This is a genomic window from Halospeciosus flavus (assembly GCF_029814175.1).
Classification (GTDB): domain Archaea; phylum Halobacteriota; class Halobacteria; order Halobacteriales; family Halobacteriaceae; genus Halospeciosus; species Halospeciosus flavus.
In genome coordinates, this window is the sequence record NZ_CP122312.1 from 2,293,771 (window position 1) to 2,315,871 (window position 22,101).

General features: G+C 68.1%; 21 protein-coding genes and 1 other RNA gene. 13 read left to right on the plus strand and 9 right to left on the minus strand.

The window, feature by feature from the left end; all coding sequences use genetic code 11:
• The first annotated feature begins 18 nt into the window (after nucleotides 1–18).
• The 4 genes from P0Y33_RS12020 (at nucleotide 19) to P0Y33_RS12035 (ending at nucleotide 4,745) form a co-directional block, all read left to right on the plus strand.
• Nucleotides 19–2,652, plus strand: coding sequence for a valine--tRNA ligase (locus P0Y33_RS12020; RefSeq protein WP_279527637.1), 2,634 nt, complete (start codon nucleotides 19–21; stop codon nucleotides 2,650–2,652).
• Between the two features lie 332 nt (nucleotides 2,653–2,984).
• Complete coding sequence (locus tag P0Y33_RS12025) at nucleotides 2,985–3,125, plus strand: hypothetical protein (RefSeq protein WP_279527638.1); 141 nt, start codon at nucleotides 2,985–2,987, stop codon at nucleotides 3,123–3,125.
• 54 nt (nucleotides 3,126–3,179) lie between these two features.
• The gene (locus P0Y33_RS12030; protein ID WP_279527639.1) at nucleotides 3,180–3,596 is read left to right on the plus strand and encodes a CBS domain-containing protein; all 417 of its coding nucleotides are present in this window, start codon (nucleotides 3,180–3,182) and stop codon (nucleotides 3,594–3,596) included.
• Nucleotides 3,597–3,638: 42 nt separating this feature from the next.
• The gene (locus tag P0Y33_RS12035) at nucleotides 3,639–4,745 is read left to right on the plus strand and encodes an aminopeptidase (protein WP_279527640.1); all 1,107 of its coding nucleotides are present in this window, start codon (nucleotides 3,639–3,641) and stop codon (nucleotides 4,743–4,745) included.
• A gap of 3 nt (nucleotides 4,746–4,748) precedes the next feature.
• Here P0Y33_RS12035 and P0Y33_RS12040 read toward each other — a convergent pair whose 3' ends face one another.
• From P0Y33_RS12040 to rnpB, 3 genes are all read right to left on the minus strand, one after another.
• Nucleotides 4,749–5,126 carry a cyclophilin-like family protein gene (locus P0Y33_RS12040; protein WP_279527641.1) on the minus strand — a complete coding sequence of 126 codons (378 nt, stop codon included), beginning with the start codon at nucleotides 5,124–5,126 and terminating at the stop codon, nucleotides 4,749–4,751.
• 49 nt (nucleotides 5,127–5,175) lie between these two features.
• Entirely contained in the window at nucleotides 5,176–6,150 is a 975-nt protein-coding gene (locus P0Y33_RS12045; RefSeq protein ID WP_279527642.1) for a cation diffusion facilitator family transporter, read from the minus strand.
• Between the two features lie 152 nt (nucleotides 6,151–6,302).
• Nucleotides 6,303–6,630: RNase P RNA component (gene rnpB, locus P0Y33_RS12050), an RNA gene on the minus strand.
• A gap of 318 nt (nucleotides 6,631–6,948) precedes the next feature.
• Here rnpB and P0Y33_RS12055 point away from each other — a divergent pair.
• A complete protein-coding gene (locus tag P0Y33_RS12055; protein WP_279527643.1) occupies nucleotides 6,949–7,578 on the plus strand; it encodes a TIGR00296 family protein in 630 nt (209 codons plus the stop codon).
• On the opposite strand, the gene P0Y33_RS12060 is transcribed toward P0Y33_RS12055, so the two are convergent.
• Both P0Y33_RS12060 and P0Y33_RS12065 read right to left on the minus strand, forming a co-directional pair.
• Nucleotides 7,579–8,733 carry a nicotinate phosphoribosyltransferase gene (locus P0Y33_RS12060; RefSeq protein ID WP_279527644.1) on the minus strand — a complete coding sequence of 385 codons (1,155 nt, stop codon included), beginning with the start codon at nucleotides 8,731–8,733 and terminating at the stop codon, nucleotides 7,579–7,581.
• A 68-nt stretch (nucleotides 8,734–8,801) separates the two neighbouring features.
• The gene (locus P0Y33_RS12065; protein WP_279527645.1) at nucleotides 8,802–10,253 is read right to left on the minus strand and encodes an Hvo_1808 family surface protein; all 1,452 of its coding nucleotides are present in this window, start codon (nucleotides 10,251–10,253) and stop codon (nucleotides 8,802–8,804) included.
• Between the two features lie 92 nt (nucleotides 10,254–10,345).
• Between P0Y33_RS12065 and P0Y33_RS12070 the strand changes: the two genes are divergently transcribed.
• On the plus strand, nucleotides 10,346–10,921 hold the full coding sequence (locus tag P0Y33_RS12070) for a cysteine hydrolase family protein (RefSeq protein ID WP_279527646.1): 576 nt from the start codon (nucleotides 10,346–10,348) through the stop codon (nucleotides 10,919–10,921).
• 3 nt (nucleotides 10,922–10,924) lie between these two features.
• Here the strand turns inward: P0Y33_RS12070 and P0Y33_RS12075 are convergent, their stop codons facing one another.
• The gene (locus P0Y33_RS12075; protein ID WP_279527647.1) at nucleotides 10,925–11,371 is read right to left on the minus strand and encodes a phosphate-starvation-inducible PsiE family protein; all 447 of its coding nucleotides are present in this window, start codon (nucleotides 11,369–11,371) and stop codon (nucleotides 10,925–10,927) included.
• Nucleotides 11,372–11,415: 44 nt separating this feature from the next.
• Nucleotides 11,416–12,270, minus strand: coding sequence for a hypothetical protein (locus P0Y33_RS12080; protein ID WP_279527648.1), 855 nt, complete (start codon nucleotides 12,268–12,270; stop codon nucleotides 11,416–11,418).
• 593 nt (nucleotides 12,271–12,863) lie between these two features.
• Between P0Y33_RS12080 and P0Y33_RS12085 the strand changes: the two genes are divergently transcribed.
• On the plus strand, nucleotides 12,864–13,547 hold the full coding sequence (locus P0Y33_RS12085) for a lipoate--protein ligase family protein (RefSeq protein WP_279527649.1): 684 nt from the start codon (nucleotides 12,864–12,866) through the stop codon (nucleotides 13,545–13,547).
• 24 nt (nucleotides 13,548–13,571) lie between these two features.
• Nucleotides 13,572–14,855 carry a dihydroorotase gene (locus P0Y33_RS12090; protein ID WP_279527650.1) on the plus strand — a complete coding sequence of 428 codons (1,284 nt, stop codon included), beginning with the start codon at nucleotides 13,572–13,574 and terminating at the stop codon, nucleotides 14,853–14,855.
• Nucleotides 14,856–14,974: 119 nt separating this feature from the next.
• Here P0Y33_RS12090 and P0Y33_RS12095 read toward each other — a convergent pair whose 3' ends face one another.
• Nucleotides 14,975–15,169, minus strand: a complete 195-nt coding sequence (locus P0Y33_RS12095; RefSeq protein WP_279527651.1) for a cold-shock protein — start codon at nucleotides 15,167–15,169, stop codon at nucleotides 14,975–14,977.
• Between the two features lie 103 nt (nucleotides 15,170–15,272).
• Here P0Y33_RS12095 and P0Y33_RS12100 point away from each other — a divergent pair, with 103 nt between their 5' ends.
• Genes P0Y33_RS12100 through P0Y33_RS12110 form a run of 3 tightly spaced genes read left to right on the plus strand, consistent with a single transcriptional unit; the run spans nucleotide 15,273 to nucleotide 17,719 of the window.
• The gene (locus P0Y33_RS12100) at nucleotides 15,273–16,118 is read left to right on the plus strand and encodes a YihY/virulence factor BrkB family protein (protein WP_279527652.1); all 846 of its coding nucleotides are present in this window, start codon (nucleotides 15,273–15,275) and stop codon (nucleotides 16,116–16,118) included.
• A gap of 47 nt (nucleotides 16,119–16,165) precedes the next feature.
• Entirely contained in the window at nucleotides 16,166–17,116 is a 951-nt protein-coding gene (locus tag P0Y33_RS12105) for a VOC family protein (protein ID WP_279527653.1), read from the plus strand.
• Nucleotides 17,117–17,152: 36 nt separating this feature from the next.
• The gene (locus tag P0Y33_RS12110) at nucleotides 17,153–17,719 is read left to right on the plus strand and encodes a DUF7529 family protein (RefSeq protein WP_279527654.1); all 567 of its coding nucleotides are present in this window, start codon (nucleotides 17,153–17,155) and stop codon (nucleotides 17,717–17,719) included.
• A 27-nt stretch (nucleotides 17,720–17,746) separates the two neighbouring features.
• Here the strand turns inward: P0Y33_RS12110 and P0Y33_RS12115 are convergent, their stop codons facing one another.
• Nucleotides 17,747–18,454 (minus strand): DUF5806 family protein, encoded by a 708-nt coding sequence (locus P0Y33_RS12115; RefSeq protein ID WP_279527655.1) that lies wholly within the window; start codon nucleotides 18,452–18,454, stop codon nucleotides 17,747–17,749.
• A 187-nt stretch (nucleotides 18,455–18,641) separates the two neighbouring features.
• On the opposite strand from P0Y33_RS12115, the gene P0Y33_RS12120 reads away from it, so the two are divergent.
• The gene (locus tag P0Y33_RS12120; RefSeq protein ID WP_279527656.1) at nucleotides 18,642–19,709 is read left to right on the plus strand and encodes a TAXI family TRAP transporter solute-binding subunit; all 1,068 of its coding nucleotides are present in this window, start codon (nucleotides 18,642–18,644) and stop codon (nucleotides 19,707–19,709) included.
• Nucleotides 19,710–19,753: 44 nt separating this feature from the next.
• A complete protein-coding gene (locus tag P0Y33_RS12125; protein WP_279527657.1) occupies nucleotides 19,754–22,048 on the plus strand; it encodes a TRAP transporter permease in 2,295 nt (764 codons plus the stop codon).
• Nucleotides 22,049–22,101 lie beyond the last annotated feature (53 nt).

The window sequence follows — 22,101 nt, forward strand, 5'->3', positions numbered from 1 at the left end:
AGCGACGACTCCACAGCCATGACACAGGTCCCAGACGACTACGACCCCGACGAACTCGAGTCACGCTGGCAGGAGGAGTGGCTCGACTCTGACGTCTACGAGTACGAGGACACGGGCGCGACCGACTACATCGTCGACACGCCACCACCCTACCCGACCGGCGAACTCCACATCGGCCACGGTCTCGGGTGGAGCTACATCGACTTCGCCGCCCGCTACCACCGCCTGCAGGGCCACGACGTCCTCTTCCCGCAGGGGTGGGACTGCCACGGCCTCCCGACCGAAGTGAAGGTCGAGGAGAACAACGACATCCACCGGACCGACGTCCCGCGCGACGAGTTCCGCGACATGTGCATCGAGCACACCAACGCCCAGATCAACTCCATGAAGGAGACGATGGTGGAACTGGGCTTCTCGCAGGACTGGTCGGCGGAGTATCGTACCATGGACCCCGAGTACTGGGGGAAGACCCAGCAGTCGTTCGTCGAGATGGCGGACGAGGGGATGGTCTACCGCGACGAACACCCGGTCAACTGGTGTCCGCGCTGTGAGACCGCCATCGCGGACGCCGAGGTCGAACCCATCGACAAGCAAGGGACGCTCCACTTCGTCACCTTCCCCGGCGTCGGCAACGAGGACGTCGAGATCGCCACCACGCGGCCGGAACTCCTCGCCGCGTGTGTCGGCATGGCCGTCCACCCCGACGACGAGCGCTACGAGGGCCGCATCGGCGACACCTTCGAGGTGCCGCTGTTCGGACAGGAGGTCGAAATCGTCGCCGACGAGGAGGTCGACCCCGAGTTCGGGTCCGGCGCCGTCATGATCTGTACCTTCGGCGACAAGCAGGACGTCGACTGGTGGGCCGAACACGACCTCGACCTCCGCTCGGTGTTCACCGAGGACGGTCACCTCAACGAGAACGCCGGCGAGTACGAGGGACTCACCATCGACGAGGCCAAGACGGAAATCGCCGAGGACCTCGACGAGGAAGGGTACCTGAACGACACCGAACCCACCGAACAGTCCGTCGGCGCCTGCTGGCGGTGTGACACCCCCATCGAGATCCTCTCGAAGGAACAGTGGTTCGTCGAGGTCGACAAGGAGGGAATCCTCGAGAAGGCCCGCGAGGTCGAGTGGATTCCCGAGCACATGTACCAGCGCCTCGAAGAGTGGACCGAGGGGATGGACTGGGACTGGGTCATCTCCCGCCAGCGCGTCTTCGCGACGCCCATCCCGGCCTGGCACTGCGAGTCCTGTGGCCACTGGCACATCGCCCAGGAGGACGACGTGCCCGTCGACCCCACCGAGGAACCGCCGGAAGTCGGTACCTGCCCCGAGTGTGACGCCGACGACTGGACCGGCGAGACCGACGTGATGGACACCTGGATGGACTCCTCCATCACGCCGCTACACGTCGCCGGGTGGCCCAAGGACATCGAACTCGACGAGTTCGAACCCGTCTCCCTGCGCCCGCAGGGCCACGACATCATCCGGACGTGGGCGTTCTACACGCTCCTGCGCACCGGTTCGCTCACCGACGAGAAGCCGTGGGACGAGATCCTCGTCAACGGCATGGTGTTCGGTCCGGACGGCAACAAGATGAGCAAGAGCCGCGGGAACGTCGTCGCGCCCGGCGAGGCCGTCGAGGAGTACTCCGCCGACGCCTTCCGGCAGGCGCTCGCTCTCGGCGGCCAACCCGGCAGCGACGTCCAGTACCAGTGGAAGGAGGTGAAGTCCGCCTCCCGCTTCCTCACGAAGCTCTGGAACCTCTTCCAGTTCTCCGCGAACCAGTTCGACGAGGATACCCCGGACATCGAGGACCCCGAGTACCGCGACGCCGACGAGTGGCTCCTCTCGAAGCTCACCCGCGTCGCCGAGGAAGTCGAGGCCGAGATGGACGACTACCGCTACGACGCGGCCCTCCGCAAAGTGCGGGAGTTCGTCTGGGAGGACTTCGCCGACGACTACGTCGAACTCGTGAAGGGCCGCCTCTACAACGGCCCACCCGAGGCGCAGGCCGGCGCCCTCGACACCCTCTACACGACGCTCTCGGCGGTCGTCCGTATGCTCTCGCCGTTCAGCCCGCACCTCACCGAGGAGATCTGGGAGTACCTCCCCGGCACCGAGGGCAGCGTCCACAACGCGGCGTGGCCCGAACCCGACCACTACGACGAGGCCGCGGAGGTCCGCGGCGCCGTCGTCGCCGAGACCGCCCGCGAGGTCCGCGCGTGGAAGTCCGAGACGGCCCGCCCGCTCAACGCCGAACTCGACCGCGTCGAACTCTACTTCGAGCGCGGCGAGATTCGGGAGATCGACACCTTCGACCTGAGCCAGACGGTCAACGCCCGCATCGAGTTGGAGGCGGGTCGCCCGAACGTCGAACTCACCCCCGTGGACGTCGACCCCGACGAGTCGAAGATCGGCCCCGAGTTCCGCTCGCAGGCGGGACTCGTCCTGCAGGCGTTGAACGAGGCCGACCCCGCGGACGTCGCCGCCCAGAAGGAGGCCGGCGAGATCACCGTGGAAGCCGACGGCGAGGAGTTCACCCTCGACCCCGAGTGGGTCGACGTCGAGGAGGAGTTCCGCGCCGAGTCCGGCGAGGAGGTCGCCGTGCTGGAGACGGAGTTCGGCACGGTGCTCGTGTACCCCTAAGCCCTCGTCGTGCGCCCCTACGAGGGCGCGCTCATCGCCCTTAGAGATTCCGCCAGGACGCTCACTGGCGTCGCACGGGCGACCCGCAAGTCGCCCGTGCGGACTAACGAAACGGCTTTGCAGTCTCGTCACGGTTCGCTCACGAGGACGGTACCACGATACTGAACCCGGCGAAGCCGGGTTGGACGGAATCGCTTCGCGACCCCATCACGGTGCTTTTTCACTGTCGCCCCGGAGCCACTCGTTCTCCCGACGCCGATTTCTCGCGAGTCGTGAGTGTTCGCTTCGGCGACACCTTTATCTGTGTTGGAAATTACTACCAAGGTAGTAAAATGTCCGACGGACACTACACCCAGCGCCAGTACGGAAGTTTCGGAGACACGCCGAGAGACGAGGAGAGCGACGGCCCGACGAGTGACACACCGGGCCGCGAATCGCCCGACGGACCGCAGGTCGCCGTCGAGGCCGAGTAGCGACTCTGGGGCGGCCACCACGTTTTCCCGATAGCCGGGCGCGGTTTCTCACGTATGACGCAGTCTCTCTCCAAGCGTGTCCACCGGGAAGTCGCGACCGTCACCCCAGTGACCTCCGTCCCGCAGATCGTCGAGGAGATGGCCGAGTGGGACGTCGGCGACGTCATTGTCGTGGACGACGGGGACATCGTCGGCATCGTCACCGACCGCGACGTCGCGCTGGCGATGCGCGACAGCCCCGACCCCATCGCGGTCACCGCGGACGACATCATGACGCGCGACCCCATCACCGTCCAGGAGGAGTGGGGGACCGCCCGCATCGTCGACGAACTCCGCGAGGCCGGCGTCCGTCGCGCCCCGGTCGTCGACGACGAGGGTGACCTCGTCGGTGTCGTCTCCCTCGACGACATCCTCGTCCTCCTCGGCCGCGAGGCGGGGAGCGTCGCCGACCTCGTCGAGGAGCAAGCGTAACGGGACCTCCGTTCTTTTTGTCGCGCCGGTCGAAGCGCAGGTATGGACGACCGAATCCACGAACACGCCGAGGTGCTGGTCGACTGGAGCGCCCGCGTCGACGAGGGCGACGACGTCGTCGTCTCCGTCGGCGAGGACGCCCACGAACTCGCCGTCGCCGTCGCCGAACTGCTCGGCGAACGCGGCGCCAATCCCGTCACGCTCTACGGCTCCGACGAAGTCTCGCGCGCCTACCTCCACGGCCACGAGGGGGACTTCGACGACGACCCCGCCCACGAACTCGCACTCTACGAACACGCAGATGTGGCCCTCTTCCTCCGCGGCGGCCGCAACACGACCGCGACGGCCGACGTGCCGAGCGAGACCCGGCAGACCTACAACACCGCCCGCGAGGGCGTCCGGGAGGCGCGGATGGACACCGACTGGGTGAGCACCCTCCACCCGACTCGCTCGGGCGCCCAGCAGGCCGGGATGGCCTACGAGGAGTACCAGGACTTCGTCTACGACGCGGTCCTCCGCGACTGGCAGGCGCTCGCCGACGAACAGGCGAAACTGAAGGACCTCCTCGACGAGGGGAGCGAAGTCCGCATCGTGAAGGAGGAGACCGACCTCACCGTGTCCATCGAGGACCGCGTCGCCGTCAACTCCGCGGCGTCCGTCGACTACGACTCGCACAACCTCCCAAGCGGCGAGGTGTTCACCGCCCCGCACGCAACCGAGGGCGAGGTGTTCTTCGACGTCCCCATGACCATCAACGACCGCCGCGTCCGGAACGTCCACCTCACCTTCGAAGACGGCGAGGTCGTCGACTGGTCGGCCGAACAAGGCGAGAAGTCCATCCGGGAAACCCTCGAAACCGACGAGGGCGCCCGCCGCCTCGGCGAACTCGGCATCGGCATGAACCGCGGCATCGACCGCGTCACCGACAACATCCTCTTCGACGAGAAGATGGGCGGCACCGTCCACCTCGCGCTCGGGCGCGCCTACGAGTCGAACTACCCGCCCGGCCACGAGTCGGAGGCCGTCGAGTCGGCCGTCCACGTCGACCTGATCACCGACATGCAGGAGGAGGGGTCGCGCCTCGAAGTCGACGGCGAAGTCGTCCAGCGGGACGGGATATTCCGCTGGGAGGACGGCTTCGAGGGGTAGGGATCAGGTCTCCTCGACGCGGACCTGCGCGCCGCCGTCGACGCTATCGAGGGCGTCGACGTCCCTGACCCGCGCGACGACGTTCACCGGACCGGCGGCTTTCGGCGCGTCGCCGTCGCTGGCGGGCGTCGGTCCCCAGAACAGACAGAGTGCGTTCCCCTGCGCCCAGTAGGCGAGCGCCCCCGTCGCGACCTCCAACCGGCTACTCTCGGGGTCGACGTCGACGGACGTCCGGAAGTAGAGTTCGTCGCCCCACCGCGTGGCGTCGCCGGCCAGCGGGAGCGCCTCCCTGATGGCCGCCCGCGTCTCCGGGTTCTCTTCGACCCAGTCGGCGGCGAGTTCGTGGTCGTCGACGGCGACGGTCAGGTCCGCGTCACTCATTACCACACAGAATCGTGGTAACACTTGTCAATCTGTCGGTGGCGGAAGTTCACTCCGGGGTGTAGCAGTCGAAGTCGGCCGTCTCGCACTCGCCGCTGGGCGTCTCGACCTGGATGGTCGCGTGGTCGACGTCGAAGCGCTCGCCGAGGAGGTGCCGACACCGGTCGAGGACGGCGTCGCGGTCGGCGTCCTCCTCGACGACCACGTGGGCGGTACAGGCGTACTGCCCGGAGGAGAGCGCCCAGACGTGGACGTCGTGGGCCTCGTGGACGCCGTCGATGGACTCCAACGCCTCGACGACCTCCGGAATGGGGACGTCCTGCGGTGCGCCCTGCAGGAGGATGTTGACGCTCTCGGCGAGGAGGTCCTTCGTCGAGTAGAGGACGAGTCCGGCGACGAGGACGGCGAACAGCGGGTCGAGGACGTAGAAGTCGGTGAAGTAGAGCGCGACGCCGAGGAGGATAGCGGCGACGCTGCCCGCGGCGTCGGCGAGGAGGTGGAGATACGCGCCCTCCACGTTGAGGTTCTCGCGGCCGCCGTGGATGGCGTAGGCCGCGAGGAGGTTGGCCGCGAGTCCGACGACGCCGACGCCGACGACGACGAGCGGCTTGATCGGACGGGGGTCCTGGAAGCGCTGAACCGCGTCGTAGAGGATGTACGCGACGACACCGAGGAGGAAGACGCCGTTGGCGAGCGCCCCCAGAATCTCCGCGCGCTGGTAGCCGTAGGTGCGGCGCTGGTCGGCCGGGCGGGCGGCCATCCAGGCCGCGAACAGCGCGAGGCCGAGGCTCGCGGAGTCGGTGATCATGTGCGCGGCGTCCGCGAGCAGCGTCAGCGAGTCGGCGTACAGCGCGCCGACGAGTTCGACGACGAAGAAGGCCGTGTTGATGGCGAGCGCGACGGCGAGTCCACGGAAGTTGCCGTCCCCGCCGTGGTCGTGCGAGTGGGCGTGGCCGCCGTGGTCGTGACCGTGACCGCCGTGGTCGTGACCGTGGTCCCCGTCGTCGTGTGCGTGGTCCGCCATCGGTCCTGTCCGTGTGTTTTCGTCTCGGCGTTATCAAATCCGCTGTTAATAGCGGGACTCAGCTAGTAGAGGTTGTTAAGAAATCGGACCTGTATTGCTAAAACACGTACCGGTCGACGAGCCGACGGCTCAGACGTAGTGAGAGTCGAGCTGCGGGGAGTAAGCCCCCTTCTGTTCGTTCCGGCATTCGGCTGAGCGTCCACGCCCGCCCCGAGGGGCGACGCCGGGCTACCTTGCGGCGTGGACTTGCACCGGCGAGGGTTGGCCGTTCCATCGGTCCTCTCCCGTCTGCCCTCTGTGGGTTAGCTCCCTCGACGCTTCAGCCGAGGTTCGCGCACGTCATCGGTCGGGGAGAGACGTGTCGTCTCTGTTCCAGTGCCGACGGTCTCCCGCCCCGGGCTTGTGCCCGGTCGCCTGCCCGGCCGGTGGGGGGACTTTCCTCATACAGGCGCGTCGCGGACGCACGCGAGAAACCCTCGCGTCACCTGCGACGCCGTTGAGGCGGCGACGCGGGCGACGTCCGCGACGTGAGCCTGCACGGGGGCCGGACTCCCGCTGCTCACTCGTTCTAGGGCCGTCGGCGGGTTAAGGGGTTCGGTCGGGCGGACGACGGCCCGAAGCGCTATATCGGAACGGCACCAGCGACTTAGTACCTTGTGGCCCAGCGGCCGTGCGAGATAGTGGCAGTTACACCGAGTCGGAGGCGCTACTGCGACAAATTTGGCGTTTCGTAATTGTACATCATTTTCGATTAGAAGGGAAGGATTGAAGGGTGTTAACCCAGTATATGTGAGTGAAATGTCCGGGCCCCAGACAGTACAACTCTCTTTCGAGGACGGTGCTCGGGCGGTCGAACTGGCGCGCGATTCTGTCGAGGCGTTCGTCCGCAACGGTCAGCGCGAACAGCCAGGCAGCATGCGCGACGCGTTCTACAACCGGACCAGTGCGTTCGTTCGCCTCGAGTCCACGCGGGGACGAGGCCAACTGCGCGGCTGTGCCGGTGCCCACGAGACCGTCCGCGAGCTCGGTAACGAGGACAAACAGCTCGGTCACGCGATCGTCGAGGCGGCCATCCAGGCCGCCAGCGAGTCGTCGTGTGGCTCGGAGGTCGAAGCCGCCGAACTCCCGAACATCCGCGTCTCCGTCTGTGCGGTCTCGAACCTCGTCCTCACCGACGACCCCGTCAGCGACCTCGAACTCGGTCGACACGGGGTCGCCGTCGACGGGCACGGCAAGTACGGCTGGATGTACCCGACCGTCCCCGTCGAGCAGGGCTGGAGTCCCTTCGAGTACCTCGACCGGACCTGCCGGAAGGCCGGTCTCGGCGACGGTGCCTGGGAGGACGACGACGTGATGGTGACTCTCTTCGAGGGGCAGGTCTTCCGCGAGGCCGAACCCGAAGGGCCCGCCGAAGAACTGACGAACTAGTCACTCGAACCCGACGCGGTCGGCGTCCGCGAGGGCGTGGCTGGCCGCGTCGTCGAGGTCGAACTCTCTGACGATTTCTCCGTCCCGAATGAGTGGGTCGAGCAGTGCCTCCGCGCCGTCCGGGGCCGAGCGCTTCGCCAGACCGATGCTGTGGGCACCGTCCGCCGTCCGGTACACTTCCTTCCGCCCGGAGAGTTTCCCGCGCTTCGCGCAGGGTTCGCCGTCGCGTTCGACGAGGTCCAGCGCGAAGTCGACGGGGTCCGCGTTGCTGACGTAGCCACCGACGCCGAACCCCTCGACGTAGTCGCGGAGTTCCCAGAGGTCGTCGGGACCGAGACCGCCGCTGACGAAGATGCCGACGTCTTCGCGGTCGTGCGCGTCGAGTTCCCAGCGCACCTCCCTGACGATGTGTTCGAAGTCACCGCGGCGTGACCCGGTCGTGTCGAGACGGATGCTGTCGAGGGCGTCGCCGAGTTCGTCGACCGCGCGGAGGACCTCGTCTTTCTCGTCGGAGTAGGTGTCACAGAGCGCGATGCGCGGGACGTCGGCGTCGACCGCCTCGTCGAAGGCCCGCCACGCCGCCTCCTGTTCGCCGCGGCCGAAGCAGATGATCAGGGCGTGGGGCATCGTCCCCGACGCCTCGCGGCCGATGACCTCGCCCGCCGCGACGTGGGAGATGCCGTCGAGGTTGCCGACGAGGGCGCTCCGCTCGACCATCGCCGCGATGGACGGGTGGACGTGTCGTGCACCGAAACTGAACACCTGCGAGTCGGGGGCCGCCCGCCGGGCACGCAACGCGTTGGTCGCGACACCGCTCGCGTGCGAGAGGAAGCCCAGGAGGGAGGTCTCGTAGCGGGCGAAGTCGCGGTACTTCCCCTCGATGGTGAGCACGGGACCGCCGTCGAACAGCGTCCCCTCGGGGAGCGCGTCGACGTCGACCGGCAACCCTTCGAGGAGGTGCGCAGCGTCTTTCACCCCGGCGAGCACCTCGAACTCGCCGTCGGGGAACTGGTCGGCCGTCACTTCGGCGACGACGTGGGGGTTCTTCCCCGCGTGGTCGAGCGCTTCGACGGTGCGCTCGAAGTACGCGTCCGTCGCTCGACCGTCGGCGATGGCGTCCGACGGGATCAGGTCGAACGGGGAGTCCTCAGACATACTCGTCCCTCCGTTGGTGCATATCGGGACGTCGAACGCCGCGTCGAAAAAGCCCTAGGGCCTGCGACTCAGGCCGTCGGGGTGCCCGCCCGCACGTCGTCGAGTTGGTCTGTCGTCGGTGCGTTCACGACGACGACGGTGTCGCCCTCGACGTGGACGTAGAAGGCGTCGGCGAACTGACCGGAGGGGATCCGCCAGACGCCCTGCGCGCCGGAGACCTGCTGGCCGCCCCAGTACCGGAGGAGTCCGCGGTAGGCGGTGGCGAACTCCGTTGCGTCCTCGTGGGACTCCCAGGCGAACTTCCAGACGTAGGCCGTCTCGTCGCCGTTCTGCTGTTCGTAGATGTAGAGTTTGTCACCCTCCCACCCACCGGCGTACGGGTTCGTGTAGTTGAACGGGTCCGTCCGGCTCACCTGCCCGTCCGGCTGGAAGTTGAGGAACGTCCGCGGGTCGACGACGCCCTGGTTCGTCCCGTCGCCGTCCTGTTCCTGGTGGTAGGACGGCCAGGCGACCATCGCGGTGATGCCGGAGACACCGACCTCGCCGAAGGGCGCCCGTCCCCGCGGCGTGACGCGGTTCCAGGCGTCACTACTCCGGTCGGCGAGCGAGACGTTCACCGGCGGGTCCGACTTGTACTTCGACGGGACGGCCACCTGCTCGGCCGAGTCCGCCGGGTCCTCGTAGAGTTGGTTGACGCGCTCCCAGCCACCCTGCTCTTTGAAGTGGCCGACGAAGCCCGGCCCGTCACTGTACGGGAAGTACTTCATGATGTAGATGCCGAGGTGGAACGTACTGCCGCCGCTCTGGGTGCTCCCCCCGCCGCTCTTAGCGGGCGGACTGACGCAGGACCACTCCTGACCGCAGCGCTGGCTGTAGAGGTGGTCGACGTAGGAGGCGTCGCCCTCGATGAGTCCCGAGACGGCGTTGGCCTCGTCGCGGGTCGACTGCTCGTACCCCATCTCGAAGGTCCGGAACTGCGCGGCGTGGACGAGTTCGTGGCCGAGCGTGGTCTCCTGGATGGCGGGCGTCTCCGACTCGGAGATGATGACGATGCGGTCGGCGCTCGGCGAGTAGAACCCGAGGACGCTCGACCCGCGGTTCTGTGACTGCTGGTCGAGCGAGTCGCCGGTCTCGCCGACGAGGAGCAACGCCTCGAACTTCGCGTTGTCGAAGGTTCGGATGGCGCTCGACGCGTTCCCGCCGCCCGCGTACTGCGTGCGGTACTGCTGGCGGGAGATGACCTCGACGGGCACCCGCTTCTCGAACTCGAGGTGTCGGAGGTGTTCGACGCGCGCCATCGAGCGGCCGACGACGGCGTTCAACTCCGACTGGTTCAGGCCGTTCGCCGTGGTGACGGGCAGCGACTCGTTGTGCCAGTAGCCCTGCTCCCACCCGAGGGTGTCCTCGGCGGGGTCGGGCGGCGCGGTCGGACTCGACAACCCGAGGTCCGTCGGCGCGGTACACCCCGCGAGGGCGACGAGGACACCGAGGACCAGCAGAGCGGCGACGTGACGTCTCATGCCTCTCCCTGGGGTCGGCAGCGACAAAAAAGCCCCCGGCATCGGCGGGAACCGGGACAACGGCTTTGCCGTCCGCGTGCACACCCCCGCACATGCCTACGTTCGACCCCGAGCGAACCGCCGTCGTGGTCGTCGACGTGCAGAACGGCTTCTGTCACCCGGAGGGGAGTCTGTACGCGCCGGCCAGCGAGGAGGCACTCGACCCCGTAACCGACCTCGTCTCGCGCGCCCGCGACGCCGGCGCGAGCGTCGTCTACACCCGCGACGTCCACACCGAAGCGCAGTTCGAGGACGCCCACTACTACGACGAGTTCGAGCGCTGGGGCGAACACGTCGTCGAGGGGACGTGGGACGCCCAACTCCACGACCGTCTCGACGTCCGGGACGCCGACCACGTCGTCGAGAAACACACCTACGACGCCTTCTACCAGACCGAACTGGCGGGGTGGCTCGACGCCCACGGAATCGACGACCTCCTGCTCTGCGGGACGCTCGCCAACGTCTGCGTGCTCCACACCGCGTCCTCGGCCGGGTTACGCGACTACCGACCGGTCCTCGTCGAGGACGCCGTCGGCTACATCGAGGAAGCCCACCGGGAGTACGCCCTCGACCACGCGGATTGGCTGTTCGGCGAGGTGACCGACCTCGCGGCAGTCGACTTCGACTGAGAGTCAGACGTCCTCTTCTTCGGGCGTCGCGACGTTCGTCCGCTGGACGACGTAGAGCGCGGACACGAGTGCGAACAGCAGTAGCGCGTAGCCAGCGGCGGCGATAGTCGAGTCGAGCGGCGTGCCGTACTCGCCGGCGTGGAAACTGATTATCTTCCGCGCCACGGCGATGATGCCCGCCGCGATGACGATGCGAATGACGCTGCGCTCCTGTGCGTAGGCGACGACCGTCTGGAAGATCTCGACGATGATGAAGAGCAGGAGAATCTCGTCGATGAGACCGACGACGGCCTCCGTCTGGGCGATTTCGCCCGTCCGGACGAGCGTGACGATCTCCAGCAGGAAGTCGAAGACGCCGACGCCGAACAGTCCGACGAGGATGAAGGCGGCGACGACTTCGAGGTAGCGCATCAGGCGCTCGGAGAGGTGGACGGAGTCCTCGATATCCATCGGGTGGGGCTACTCGCGCCCGGCCCTAAAGTGCCATCCCCGAGTCAGCCGAGGTGGACCGGATTCTCGGTCGGGTCGAGGCGCACCCGGAGGGCGTCGCCCACCGCGAAGTCGTGGTCCGGGCAGACGACCTTCGTCCCCAGCGAGTCGCGGCTGGCGAACAGCGAGAGGCCCGTACACCGCGTGCCGTTCGCGGAGACCGCGACGTCGCGCCAGGCGACCGTCCGCCGGTCGTCGCACACGTCCCCGACCGGCGTTCCGAGGAGCGAGACGGAGTCGCCCGCGTCGGCGCCGGCCCCGAGGACGCCGCCCCCCGAGTAGTGGACCAGTCCGCCGTCGAGGGGGAGACCGTCGTCCGTCGCGAGCGCGGCGAAGATACCCGAACTGGGGTGGTCGGGTGCGTCGAGGACGACGTACGTCTCGCCGGTCTCGACCACCTCGCCGGTCCCGTCCCAGGTGACGGGTTCGACCGGGACGTCGAGCGACAGCGACAGCGACCCGGAGGCGCGGACGGGGTTCGCGTCCCGCTCCCTGAAGCCGAGGTGGACGTGGTTGTCGACCCACGGGGCGAAGAAGCCAGAGCGGACCATCGTCCCGAGGGAGTCCCCCACCGCTACCTCGTCGCCCGCGTCGACCGAGGGGTCGACGTGGAGGACGCGGGCGTAGTGGGTCCCCGTGTCGACGACGACGAGGTGGTCGTAGTCGGCGGCGTAGGGTTTCGGCGGGCAGCGGACGGTTCGCGTCTCGACGACCTCGCCGGCGACCGGACTCGGCGCGTCGTCGTCGGGCGTCTCGGGGTAGAAGTCGACCGCGCAACCGGCGTCGTGTTCGGGGTACGGGGAGTTGTAGAGCGAGAATCGGGGGTAGCGACGGACGACCGACGCCGGGAGCGTGACCATCGCCCGACGGTAGGACGAACGGGGGGATAAGCGCCTCGGGAGGTGGGCACCGCCCGGCGGCGTTCGCGGTCACGCTGCCGGTCGTCGAGCCCTTACTTTGTATATCAGGGCCGTTACTCTTAATATCTGAAGTGTCCTTGATAAAGGTGGGTGTCACCACTCCACGGTCGTGTCAGCACGAATCCGAACGAGTCGGCGAGAACCCCACCAAAGTCCCACCTCTCGTGCCAGTCCGTTTCGAATCGCCGCTGCCTCGACCACCCCCTCCCCCCTACATCGACCCCACGGACGCCCTCTCCCACCGAGGGCGTTTTTAGTGACGCGACGCCGATCCGCCGCAGCGCACCAGTACCGCTCGGCCCGTCGGTCACGCCGAGTGCGACCTGGTCGCGATAACTCGACAAACACGGCCCATATCTCACCAACTCGGCGTATATCTCGACAACTCGCCGTATATCTCCACAACGTGGCCCACAACTGAGTTATCGTGACCGATAGTTGAGATATGGGCGCCCATATCTGAGAAGCGGCGTGCTTCAGACGAGGGGCGACGAGGCCCGACAGTTTACGTACTCCGGCGCTTACCCATCCCCATGCGACTCCTGCGTGGCCGGGCCGACACGCGGCGGGCGGACCGCGAGGCGACCCGCCACCTCGTCGACCGCGTCGGCGAGACCGGCGAACCCGCAGTCCGGGTGTGGCGGCCCGGTCGGCAGGTGGCCTTCGGCCGGCGCGACACGCGACAGGACGGCCACGAACGGGCGGCCGAGTGCGCCCGCGAGCGTGGATTCCCGCCGGTCGATCGGAGCGTCGGCGGTCGGGCGGTCGCCTACACGGAGACGACCGTGGCGTTCGCCCGCGTCGAACCCGTCGACGACATCCGCGAGGGACTCGACGCGCGTTACACCGCACTCGTCGACGACGTCCAGCGCGCACTCTGGCAGTTGGGCGTCCCCGCCCAGCGCGGCGAACCCGACGCCTCGTTCTGTCCGGGCGCACACTCGCTCCAGTACCGCGGGAAACTCGTGGGCATCGCCCAGCGCGTCCGCTCGGACGCCGCGCTCGTCTCGGGCGTACTCGTCGTCGACGGCCACGACCCCATCGCCGACGTCCTGACTCACGTCTACGAGGCGCTCGACCACCCCTTCGACCCGGGGAGCGTCGGGAGCCTCGCCCGCGCCGGCGGCGACACCTCGCCCGAACGCGTCCTCCGGACGCTCGAAGACACGCTCGTCGGCGACGACGACGTCCGCGTCGAACACGTCCGTCAGGCTTAGGCCCCGGGCCGCCGGACTCCCGGTATGCGAGTCATCCGCAACGCCGAACTCGCGGACGGTCGAACCCGCGACGTCCGCATCGCCGACGACGGGCGCATCGACGCCGTCGGGGAAGACCTCGACGGCGAGACGCTCGTCGACGCCGACGGCATGCTCCTCCTCCCGGGGATGGTCGACGTCCACGTCCACTTCCGCCAACCCGGCGACGCTCACAAAGAGACCTGGTCGAGCGGGTCTCGGAGCGCCGCCGCGGGCGGAGTCACCACCGTCGTCGACCAGCCGAACACCGACCCGCCGACGACGACGGGCGAGGCCTTCGACGCGAAGGAAGACCTCGCGCGCAACGCGCTCGTCGACTACGGCATCAACGGCGGCGTCACCGAGGAGTGGGACCCCGACTCGCTCTTCGAGCGTCCGCTGTTCGCGCTCGGCGAGGTGTTCCTCGCGGACTCGACCGGCGACATGGGCATCGACACGGAGTTGTTCGAGACCGCCCTCGAACGCGCCGCCGACGCGGACGTCCCCGTGACCGTCCACGCGGAGGACGCGGACCTGTTCGACGAGGGCGCACGCGAGCGTGACGACGCGGACGCGTGGAGCGCCTACCGGACCGCCGAGGCCGAACAGATCGCCGTCGAGGACGCCGTCGCCGTCGCCGATGGGACGGGTGCCCAGGTCCACGTCGCCCACACGAGCACTCCCGAGGGCGTCGACGCCGCGAAAGACGGCGGGGCGACCTGCGAGGTGACGCCCCACCACCTCTTCCTCTCGCGCGACGACCTCGACGCGCTCGGGACGTTCGGGCGAATGAACCCGCCACTCCGCAGCGAGGAGCGTCGGGCCGCCCTCGTCGAGCGACTCGTCGACGGGACAATCGACGTGGTCGCGACCGACCACGCACCCCACACCCGCGAGGAGAAACAGGCGAGCATCTGGGACGCCCCGAGCGGCGTACCGGGCGTCGAGACGGCGCTCCCACTCCTGCTCGCGGCCGCCCGCGACGACGACACCGCACTCACCTTCGAGCGCGTCCGGGACGTGACGGCCGCCAACCCGGCCGACATCTTCGGACTCCCGCAGAAGGGACGGATCGAGGAGGGCCGCGACGCCGACCTGGTGCTCGTCGACCCCGACGAGACCGAACCCATCCGCGGCGAGCGACTCCACTCGAAGTGTTCGTGGACGCCGTTCGAAGGGTTCGAGGGCGTCTTCCCGAAGACGACGCTGGTCCGCGGCAACCGCGTCTACGACCGTCTCGGCGGCGCGGAGTCGTTCCTCCCGACGGCCGGACAGAACGTCCGACGGTAGTCGGGGACGACGCCGTCGCTGCTCGACGTTAGACGTATCGACCGCGAGCGCCGTCGCTCTCGGGTGTGTGAAAAACGGGGAGAAGATTCAGTTGTTGCTTCGGAAGGAAGCGAGCCGATTTAAAGGCGCGTGACGTTCGTCGCGCGCGGGCCTTTATCGGCCTCTTCGATGTCGAACTCGACTTCCTGTCCTTCCTCAAGGTCCGGGCCGCCAACGTCCTCCATGTGGAAGAAAACGTCCTCGTCCGCGTCCTCAGTCTCGATGAAACCGTAACCGCCAGTGTCGTTGAAGAAATCAACGGTACCTTTCGCCATTACATACTAACAGAGGCCCCCCACACTGATACATCTTGTCCGACACACAGTGACACACTCGTCAGCCCGAACGCTCATCCGACCGCCGGCCGTGGCACGGACGATGGCAGACGGAGTCGGAGTCGACGCGTGGCGGGAGCGATTCGTCCGAGCCCTCGACGTCGCGAAGGCGACCCTCGGCGTCGTCACCGAGCGGAACCTCACGTTCATCGCGGGGTCGATCGCCTACTCCGCGTTCCTCTCGCTCGTCCCGTTGCTCGTCCTGCTGTTCGCCGTCACGACGCTCCTCCGCGGCGAGGGGGTCGCCTCGCTCGTGCTCACGGGCGTCGGCCGGTACCTCACGCCGACCGCCGAGGCACTCCTCCGCGACGCGCTCGGCCGACGGAGCGGCGTGTTCGGTGCTTCTCTCGTCGGGTTCGTGGTGCTCGCGTGGAGTTCGCTCAAGGTCTTCCGCGGACTCAACGTCGCGTTCGCAGCGGTGTACGGGGAGATGGACACCTCGTTCGTCGGGACGGTACGCGACGGGCTCACGGCCCTCGCCTGTCTCGTCGTCGCCGTCGGCGCGCTCGTCGCCATCGAGGGCGCGCTCACGCTGTTCGTCGACCGACTCCTCCTGGAACTCCTCGGCCCGGTCCTCCTCCTCGCGACGGTCGCGACCCTGCTCTTCCCCATCTACTACGTCCTCCCGGACGTCCCGGTGACGGTCCGCGAAGTCGTCCCGGGGACGGTGTTCACCGCCGCCGGGTGGCTCGGACTCGGCGCCGGCTTCCGGGTCTACGTCGCGCTCGTCGGCGGCGTCGCGGGCGCGCTCGGTGCAGTCGTCCTCCTCCTGACGTGGCTGTACGTCGCCGCGCTCCTCCTGCTGGTCGGGGGCGCCCTCAACGCGGTGCTCGGCGGGAAGGAGCACCGACGACCGACGGCCGAACTGACGGAGGTCGGCGAGACCTAAGTGGCCCCGAAACCGACGTTTTTGCTCCTCCGCGACGGACGCACACTATGGTACCGACCAACGACGAGTCGAACGACTCGTTCGCGCTCTCCGACCGTGCCCGCATCGGCCGGGTCGCCCTCCGCGTCGCGGCACTCGACGACGTCCTCCCGTTCTACCGCGACGTCGTCGGTCTCTCGCCACTCGGACAGGGGACAGATTCCCGTTCCACCCGCGCCACTCGCGGAGACACAGTCGACCTCGGCGTCGAACGCGGTGACGAGACGGCGGACGAGACGCTCCTCGTCCTCCGCGAGACCCCCGACGTACCGGCGCGTGGCCCCGCGGAGGCGGGCCTGTTCCACCTCGCCATCCGGGTCCCGGACCGGGCAGCGCTCGGTGCTGTCCTCCGACGCGCCCGCGAACACGACGTCGCGCCGACCGGTGCGTCCGACCACCTCGTCAGCGAGGCACTGTACTTCCGCGACCCCGCGGGCAACGGCGTCGAGGTCTACCGCGACCGACCCCGCGAGGCGTGGCCCCGCACCGACGACGGCCGCGTCGAGATGGACACGCGCCCGCTCGATCTCGACGATTTACGAAGGACGGCGGAAGGCGGCGAGAGCGCGGACGAGACGCTCCCGGGGGGGACCGACGTGGGACACGTCCACCTCGAAGTGACGGACCTCGACCGGGCGGAGTCGTTCTACGGCGACGCGCTCGGGCTGCGCGTCCGCGACCGGTTCGGAGACGCGGCGTGTTTCCTCGCGGCGGGCGACTACCACCACCACGTCGGCCTCAACACGTGGAACGGCCGGAGCGAGCCGTCGGGAGAGCACCTCGGTCTCGACTGGTTCGAATTCGTCCTCCCGGACGCGGAGACGCTCGGGACCGTCCGCGACCGACTCCGGGACGGGGGCTACTCCGTCGAATCGGTCGGAGACGCCGTCGAGACCGTCGACCCGGACCAAATCCGGGTCAGACTGACCGTCGCGGACACGCCCCCGAGAGACGACTAGCAACCTTTTCCCTCGTCCCGACTCCACCTCCCGGGCATGAGCGACGAGACCCCCGAAGAGACGGACGGCGACGGTTCCGAGGAGACGCCGGACGGCGCGGCCGTCGAGCAACCGACGGCCGCCCGCGGGAGTGAGAACGCGGGCGTCCCAGCGTCGCTGGGCGCGTGGGACGCCGTCGTCGGCGACATGGAGTCGACGGCCGACGCCTACGAGGAAGCCGGTTGGGAGACGCTACAGTGTCACCCCGGCGACGTGACCGTCGTGACCGACGAGGAAGGGGAGACGACCCCGCACGTCGACGTCCTCCTCCCGGACAACGAGTACGCCGACGTCGAGGCGCTCCTGGAGTCGGGCGTCTCCTTCGGCGAGTACGAAGTGCTGAAGGCCGAGGAAGGGGGCGTCCTCTACTTCGTCGTCGTGATGGAGGACCCCGAAGAAGAGGTCGCGCTCCTCTACCCCGGCTACTACCAGCGCTCGGAGGCCGAGGAACTGCTCGAACACGCCCGCGAGTCGGGCGAGTTGCTCACGCGACTGCGACGGCTGGACGGCGAGTACGTCGAACTCGTCCACGAGGACCCCGAACTGTTCGCACCCGAAGAGTGAAGAGCGGAGTGTCGCGAGAGTGCGCCGTCAGTCGTCGGCTTCGGCCGGTTCCATCTCGTGGCCGCAGTTCGGACAGTGGTGTTCCTCGTGGCGGAGTTGGTCGCTGGCCTCGCGGACGTCGCGCATGACCTCCGAGATGCGGTCCTCGGCGTCGAGTTCCTCCTCGACGGCGAGGTCGACCCCCTCGACTTCGAGGAGGAACTTCGCGACCTCCGTCACCTCGTACATGAGGTCGTCGAGTTCGTCGGCGGTGAAGAAGTCGGACATCGCGCCGTAGAGGAACGTCGCGCCGGCCTTGCTGACCTTGTCCTCGAACGCCGAGCGCGCCTGGTTGACGGCCTGCGGCGAGTAGGTGTCCGTCATGAACGGCACGAGGTAGGGGAGGTTCTCGCCGATCTTGGTCATCTCGACGCCCGTCTCCGTCCGGAAGTCGGCACAGAGGCGGGCGATGGCCCACTCGCGGGCCGTGATGTACGTCCGGTCGCGCAGGAAGTCGTTGACGCGCTCGTACTGCGCGCCGTCGACCTTCTTGAATCGGTCGTACTTCTGCACGTCGTCAGGCACGGCCTGATGGGGCTCGTCGTCTCCCGACGACTCACCATCGTCAGGCTGTGCCTGACGGGACTCGGAGCTTCGCTCCTCGCCGTCGTCGACTGCCGGCGTCTCCTCGGTTCCGTCCGCGGCCTCGGGCGCGTCGTCGGTCGGGTCGGCGGAACCCTCGGCGTCCTGCGTCATGGCACGTAGTACCGCCTTCCGGTGGAAAAGCCCTCCGCTCACGCCGTCGAGACCCAGTCGACCCCGGCGGCGCCCGCCCGACCGCCGGAGAGTGACTGACTGCGTCCGAATTTCACCAGTTCATCGTGATTCACTAACAGAACCGTCATAGAAGAGTATATCTGTAACCACTGTTAAGGAGGATTCCATGCGTGTAAACGGCAATCATTCCGGTGTCGACCGACGGACGTTCCTCAAGAGCACGGCCGGGGTCGCCGGCGTCGGCGCCTTCGCCGGGTGTACCGGCGGGAGCGGTGGCAGCAGTAGCAGCGGCGGGAGCGGCGAGAAACCCGGGGCCGACGGCGAGATGGTGATGACCACGTCGACGGAGACGACGGCGGCCTACGCCATGAGCCAGGCCATCGCGAACGCGGTCAACCAGAACACCGACAAGATCCGCGTCGGCGCTCGGCCGAGCGAGGGGACCAACGCCAACATCGGTCGACTCGCACGCCAGGAGTCCGACATCGCGTATATCCAGAACTGGACCGCGAACAAGATCGCGGAAGGCAAGGGGAGTTTCGCGGACCTGAGCTACACCCCCTACCAGGTGTTCCACCTCTACGACCTGGCGTGGTTCCTCGCGTCCGGGAACGACGGGTGGACCTCCGTCACCGACATCTCGAAGGACAGTCGCGTCTCCCCCACGCCGCGCGGGTCGGGGACGGCCGAGATGCTCGAACACTCGCTCGACTACGCGGTCGGCGACTACGAGCGTATCAGCATCAAGTACGGGAGCCAGGCCAGCGCGATGAGTTCGGGGCGCCTCGACGTCGGCGCCGCGACGTACGTCAACCTCTCCGTCGAACCGGGGTGGCTCCAGCAGATGAAGGGGACCGTCGACCTGCGCGTCCTCGGGTGGCCCGACGACGCCGTCGCGAAACTCGAAGAGGACCCCGCCATCATCCTCTCGGACATCGACATGAGCCAGTTCGACGGCTACGGCTACACGCCCGAGACGCTCACGACCCCGACCCTCGCGTACAACTTCGTCGTTCGCGACGACTTCTCCTACGACACGCTCTACACGTTCCTCGAGACGCTGTGGGCCCAGCGAGAGGGCCTCCAGGAGGACAACGCACTCCTCGGCAAACTCGCCGACGGCGAGTTCTGGACGACGAACGCCTACGAGGGTCTCCCGTTCCACCCGGCCGCGGCTGACTTCTACAAGGAGAAGGGCGTCTGGTCCGACGATCTCGAGCGCGGGAAGGAGTAACCGACGGCGAGCGACCGAGCCCCCGATTCACCTACTACACGACTATGACTGATACGACACGTGACCGGAACCGGCCGACGACGTCGCCGAGGGCCGCCTTCGACTCGCTCGAGGCCCGTTCGCCGACCGAACAGGTGCTGGTCGCACTCGTCACGGTTATCGGTATCGCGCTGACGGCCTCGACGCTCTACTTCGCCTGGGAGCGGCCGATGGTCCGCTCGCGCTGGGGAATCATCTTCCTCGGCGCCGGAATGACGCTGTACTACCTCGACCGGACGCTGGCGAAACTCGGCGAACCCGACTCGGAGGGCGGGTCGGGCTTCTTCGTCGGCCGACTCGACGACCGCCAGTACGCGATGGCTCGGCGACTCGACGCGGTGCTGTGTCTGGTGTCGGCCGTCGCGGCCGCCGGCGCGAGCGCGTACGTCCAGGTAAACTTCGAGCGACTGTTCACTGAGGCCATCGTCGTCGGGTTCAGACAACCCGACGTCGTCGCCGGGTTGGTCGTCGTCGCGCTCGTGACCGACGCCACCCGCCGGGCGTACGGGTGGTCCATCTCGCTGGTCGTCGTCGGGTCCGTCGCGTACGCGCTGTTCGGGACGGCGCTCCCGGGCTTCCTCTCGCACACCGGGATGACGCTCCGCGACGTCGCGACGTACGGCGCCGTCCGCATCAGCGGGGCGTACGGCTTCATCCTCGAGATCGGTGCGACCTGGGTGGCCATCTTCATCATGTTCGCGGGGCTCGCCCGGGTCTACGGCGCACTCGACGTCATCCTCGACCTCGGCGAACGGGTGAGTCAGAACCTCCGGAGCGGCGTCGTCCACATGGCCGTCATCTCCAGTATGGCGATGGGGTCGATCACCGGGAGCGCCGCGGCCAACACGGCGACGACCGGGAGTTTCACCATCCCGATGATGAAGCGCCAGGGCGTCCGTGCCGACTTCGCGGCGGCCATCGAGAGCGTCGCCTCCTCCGGCGGGCAGATCATGCCGCCGGTGATGGGTGTCGCCGCGTTCCTGATGGCGGACATCCTGGGCGTCTCCTACGTCCGCATCATCCAGGCCGCCATCATCCCGGCGCTCCTGTTCTACTTCAGCGTCGGCGTCGCGGTCCAGTTCGCCGTCCTCCGCTACGGGTGGACGACCGAGAAGACCGAATCGGCGGGGTTCCTCCGCGCGGCCTTCAGCCTGGAGACGCTCGTGACGACCGGGTACGCAGTCCTCCTCGGTGCCGCGTTCTACGCGGCCAGGGACGTCCTCGGTCTCTCCCTGATCTGGGGCGGCCTCCTCGCCGCGGGCGTCGTGTTGACGGTCCGGTTCGGTCACGCACTGGTCGTCGAGCCGTCGCCCACTGACGCGAGAGACGCCGTCGGGACCTCCCTCGAACGGTTCTTCACGGGTGGCCACTTCGCCATCCCGATGCTGGTGCTCGTCTACACCCTCGTCGTCATGCGGCTCTCCCCCCTCGCCGCCGGGTTGTACACGACGGTCACGATGATCGCGACGATGTACGTCCGCGACCTGTTCGTCGACGGCGCGACGCCGTCGACACCCGTCGGGACGACCGTCAAGACCCTCGAAGGGTTCAAACAGGGCGCACTCGACATGGCTCCGCTCGTCGGCGTCCTGGCGTCGATGGGCGTCATCATCTCGATGCTCACCCAGACGGGGCTGACCCAGAAGGTCAGCCTCCGGATGGTCGCACTCGGCGGCGGCGTCCTCGTCTTCGTCCTCCTCCTGGCGATGTGTTCGAGCATCCTCTTCGGTCTCGGGATGCCGACCCCCGCCGCGTACATCCTCGTCCAGGCGCTCGTCGCTCCGGCTCTCGTCGGTCTCGGCGTCGCCGACATCACCGCACACCTGTTCGTCTTCTACTTCGCGATGCTGTCGGCCATCACCCCGCCGGTCGCGGTCGGCGTCGCGGTCGGGTCGCGCATCGCGGACAGCGGGTTCCTGACCTCGGCCATCCAGGCCCTCAGGATCGGTGCGGCGGGCTTCCTCATCCCGTTCGCGCTGGTGGCCAACGACAGTCTCGTCACCTGGACTGTGACCGAGACGCCGGTCGCCACGGCTGCCGTCCTCGTCGGAGTCGTCTCGCTGACGGCCGCGACGATCGGCTACGACGGCCGTCACGTCCTCGGCTACCCCCGGCGCGTGGTCTACCTCGCCCTCTCGCTGCTGGCGATGTACGCGCCCGCGCTCGGCGGTATCGTCGGGTCGTCCGGCGCGATGGGTCTCCAACTCGGCGCCGCGGCGCTCGCACTCCTCGGACTCGGACTGGCACACGTCGGCCGCCTCCCGCGACCGCTCGCCCCGCCCGTGAAGCCCGAAGAGTAGTCCAGACCGTCGGCACGCTGGCCGTCCGCCGACGGCGGGACAGCACCTTTTAA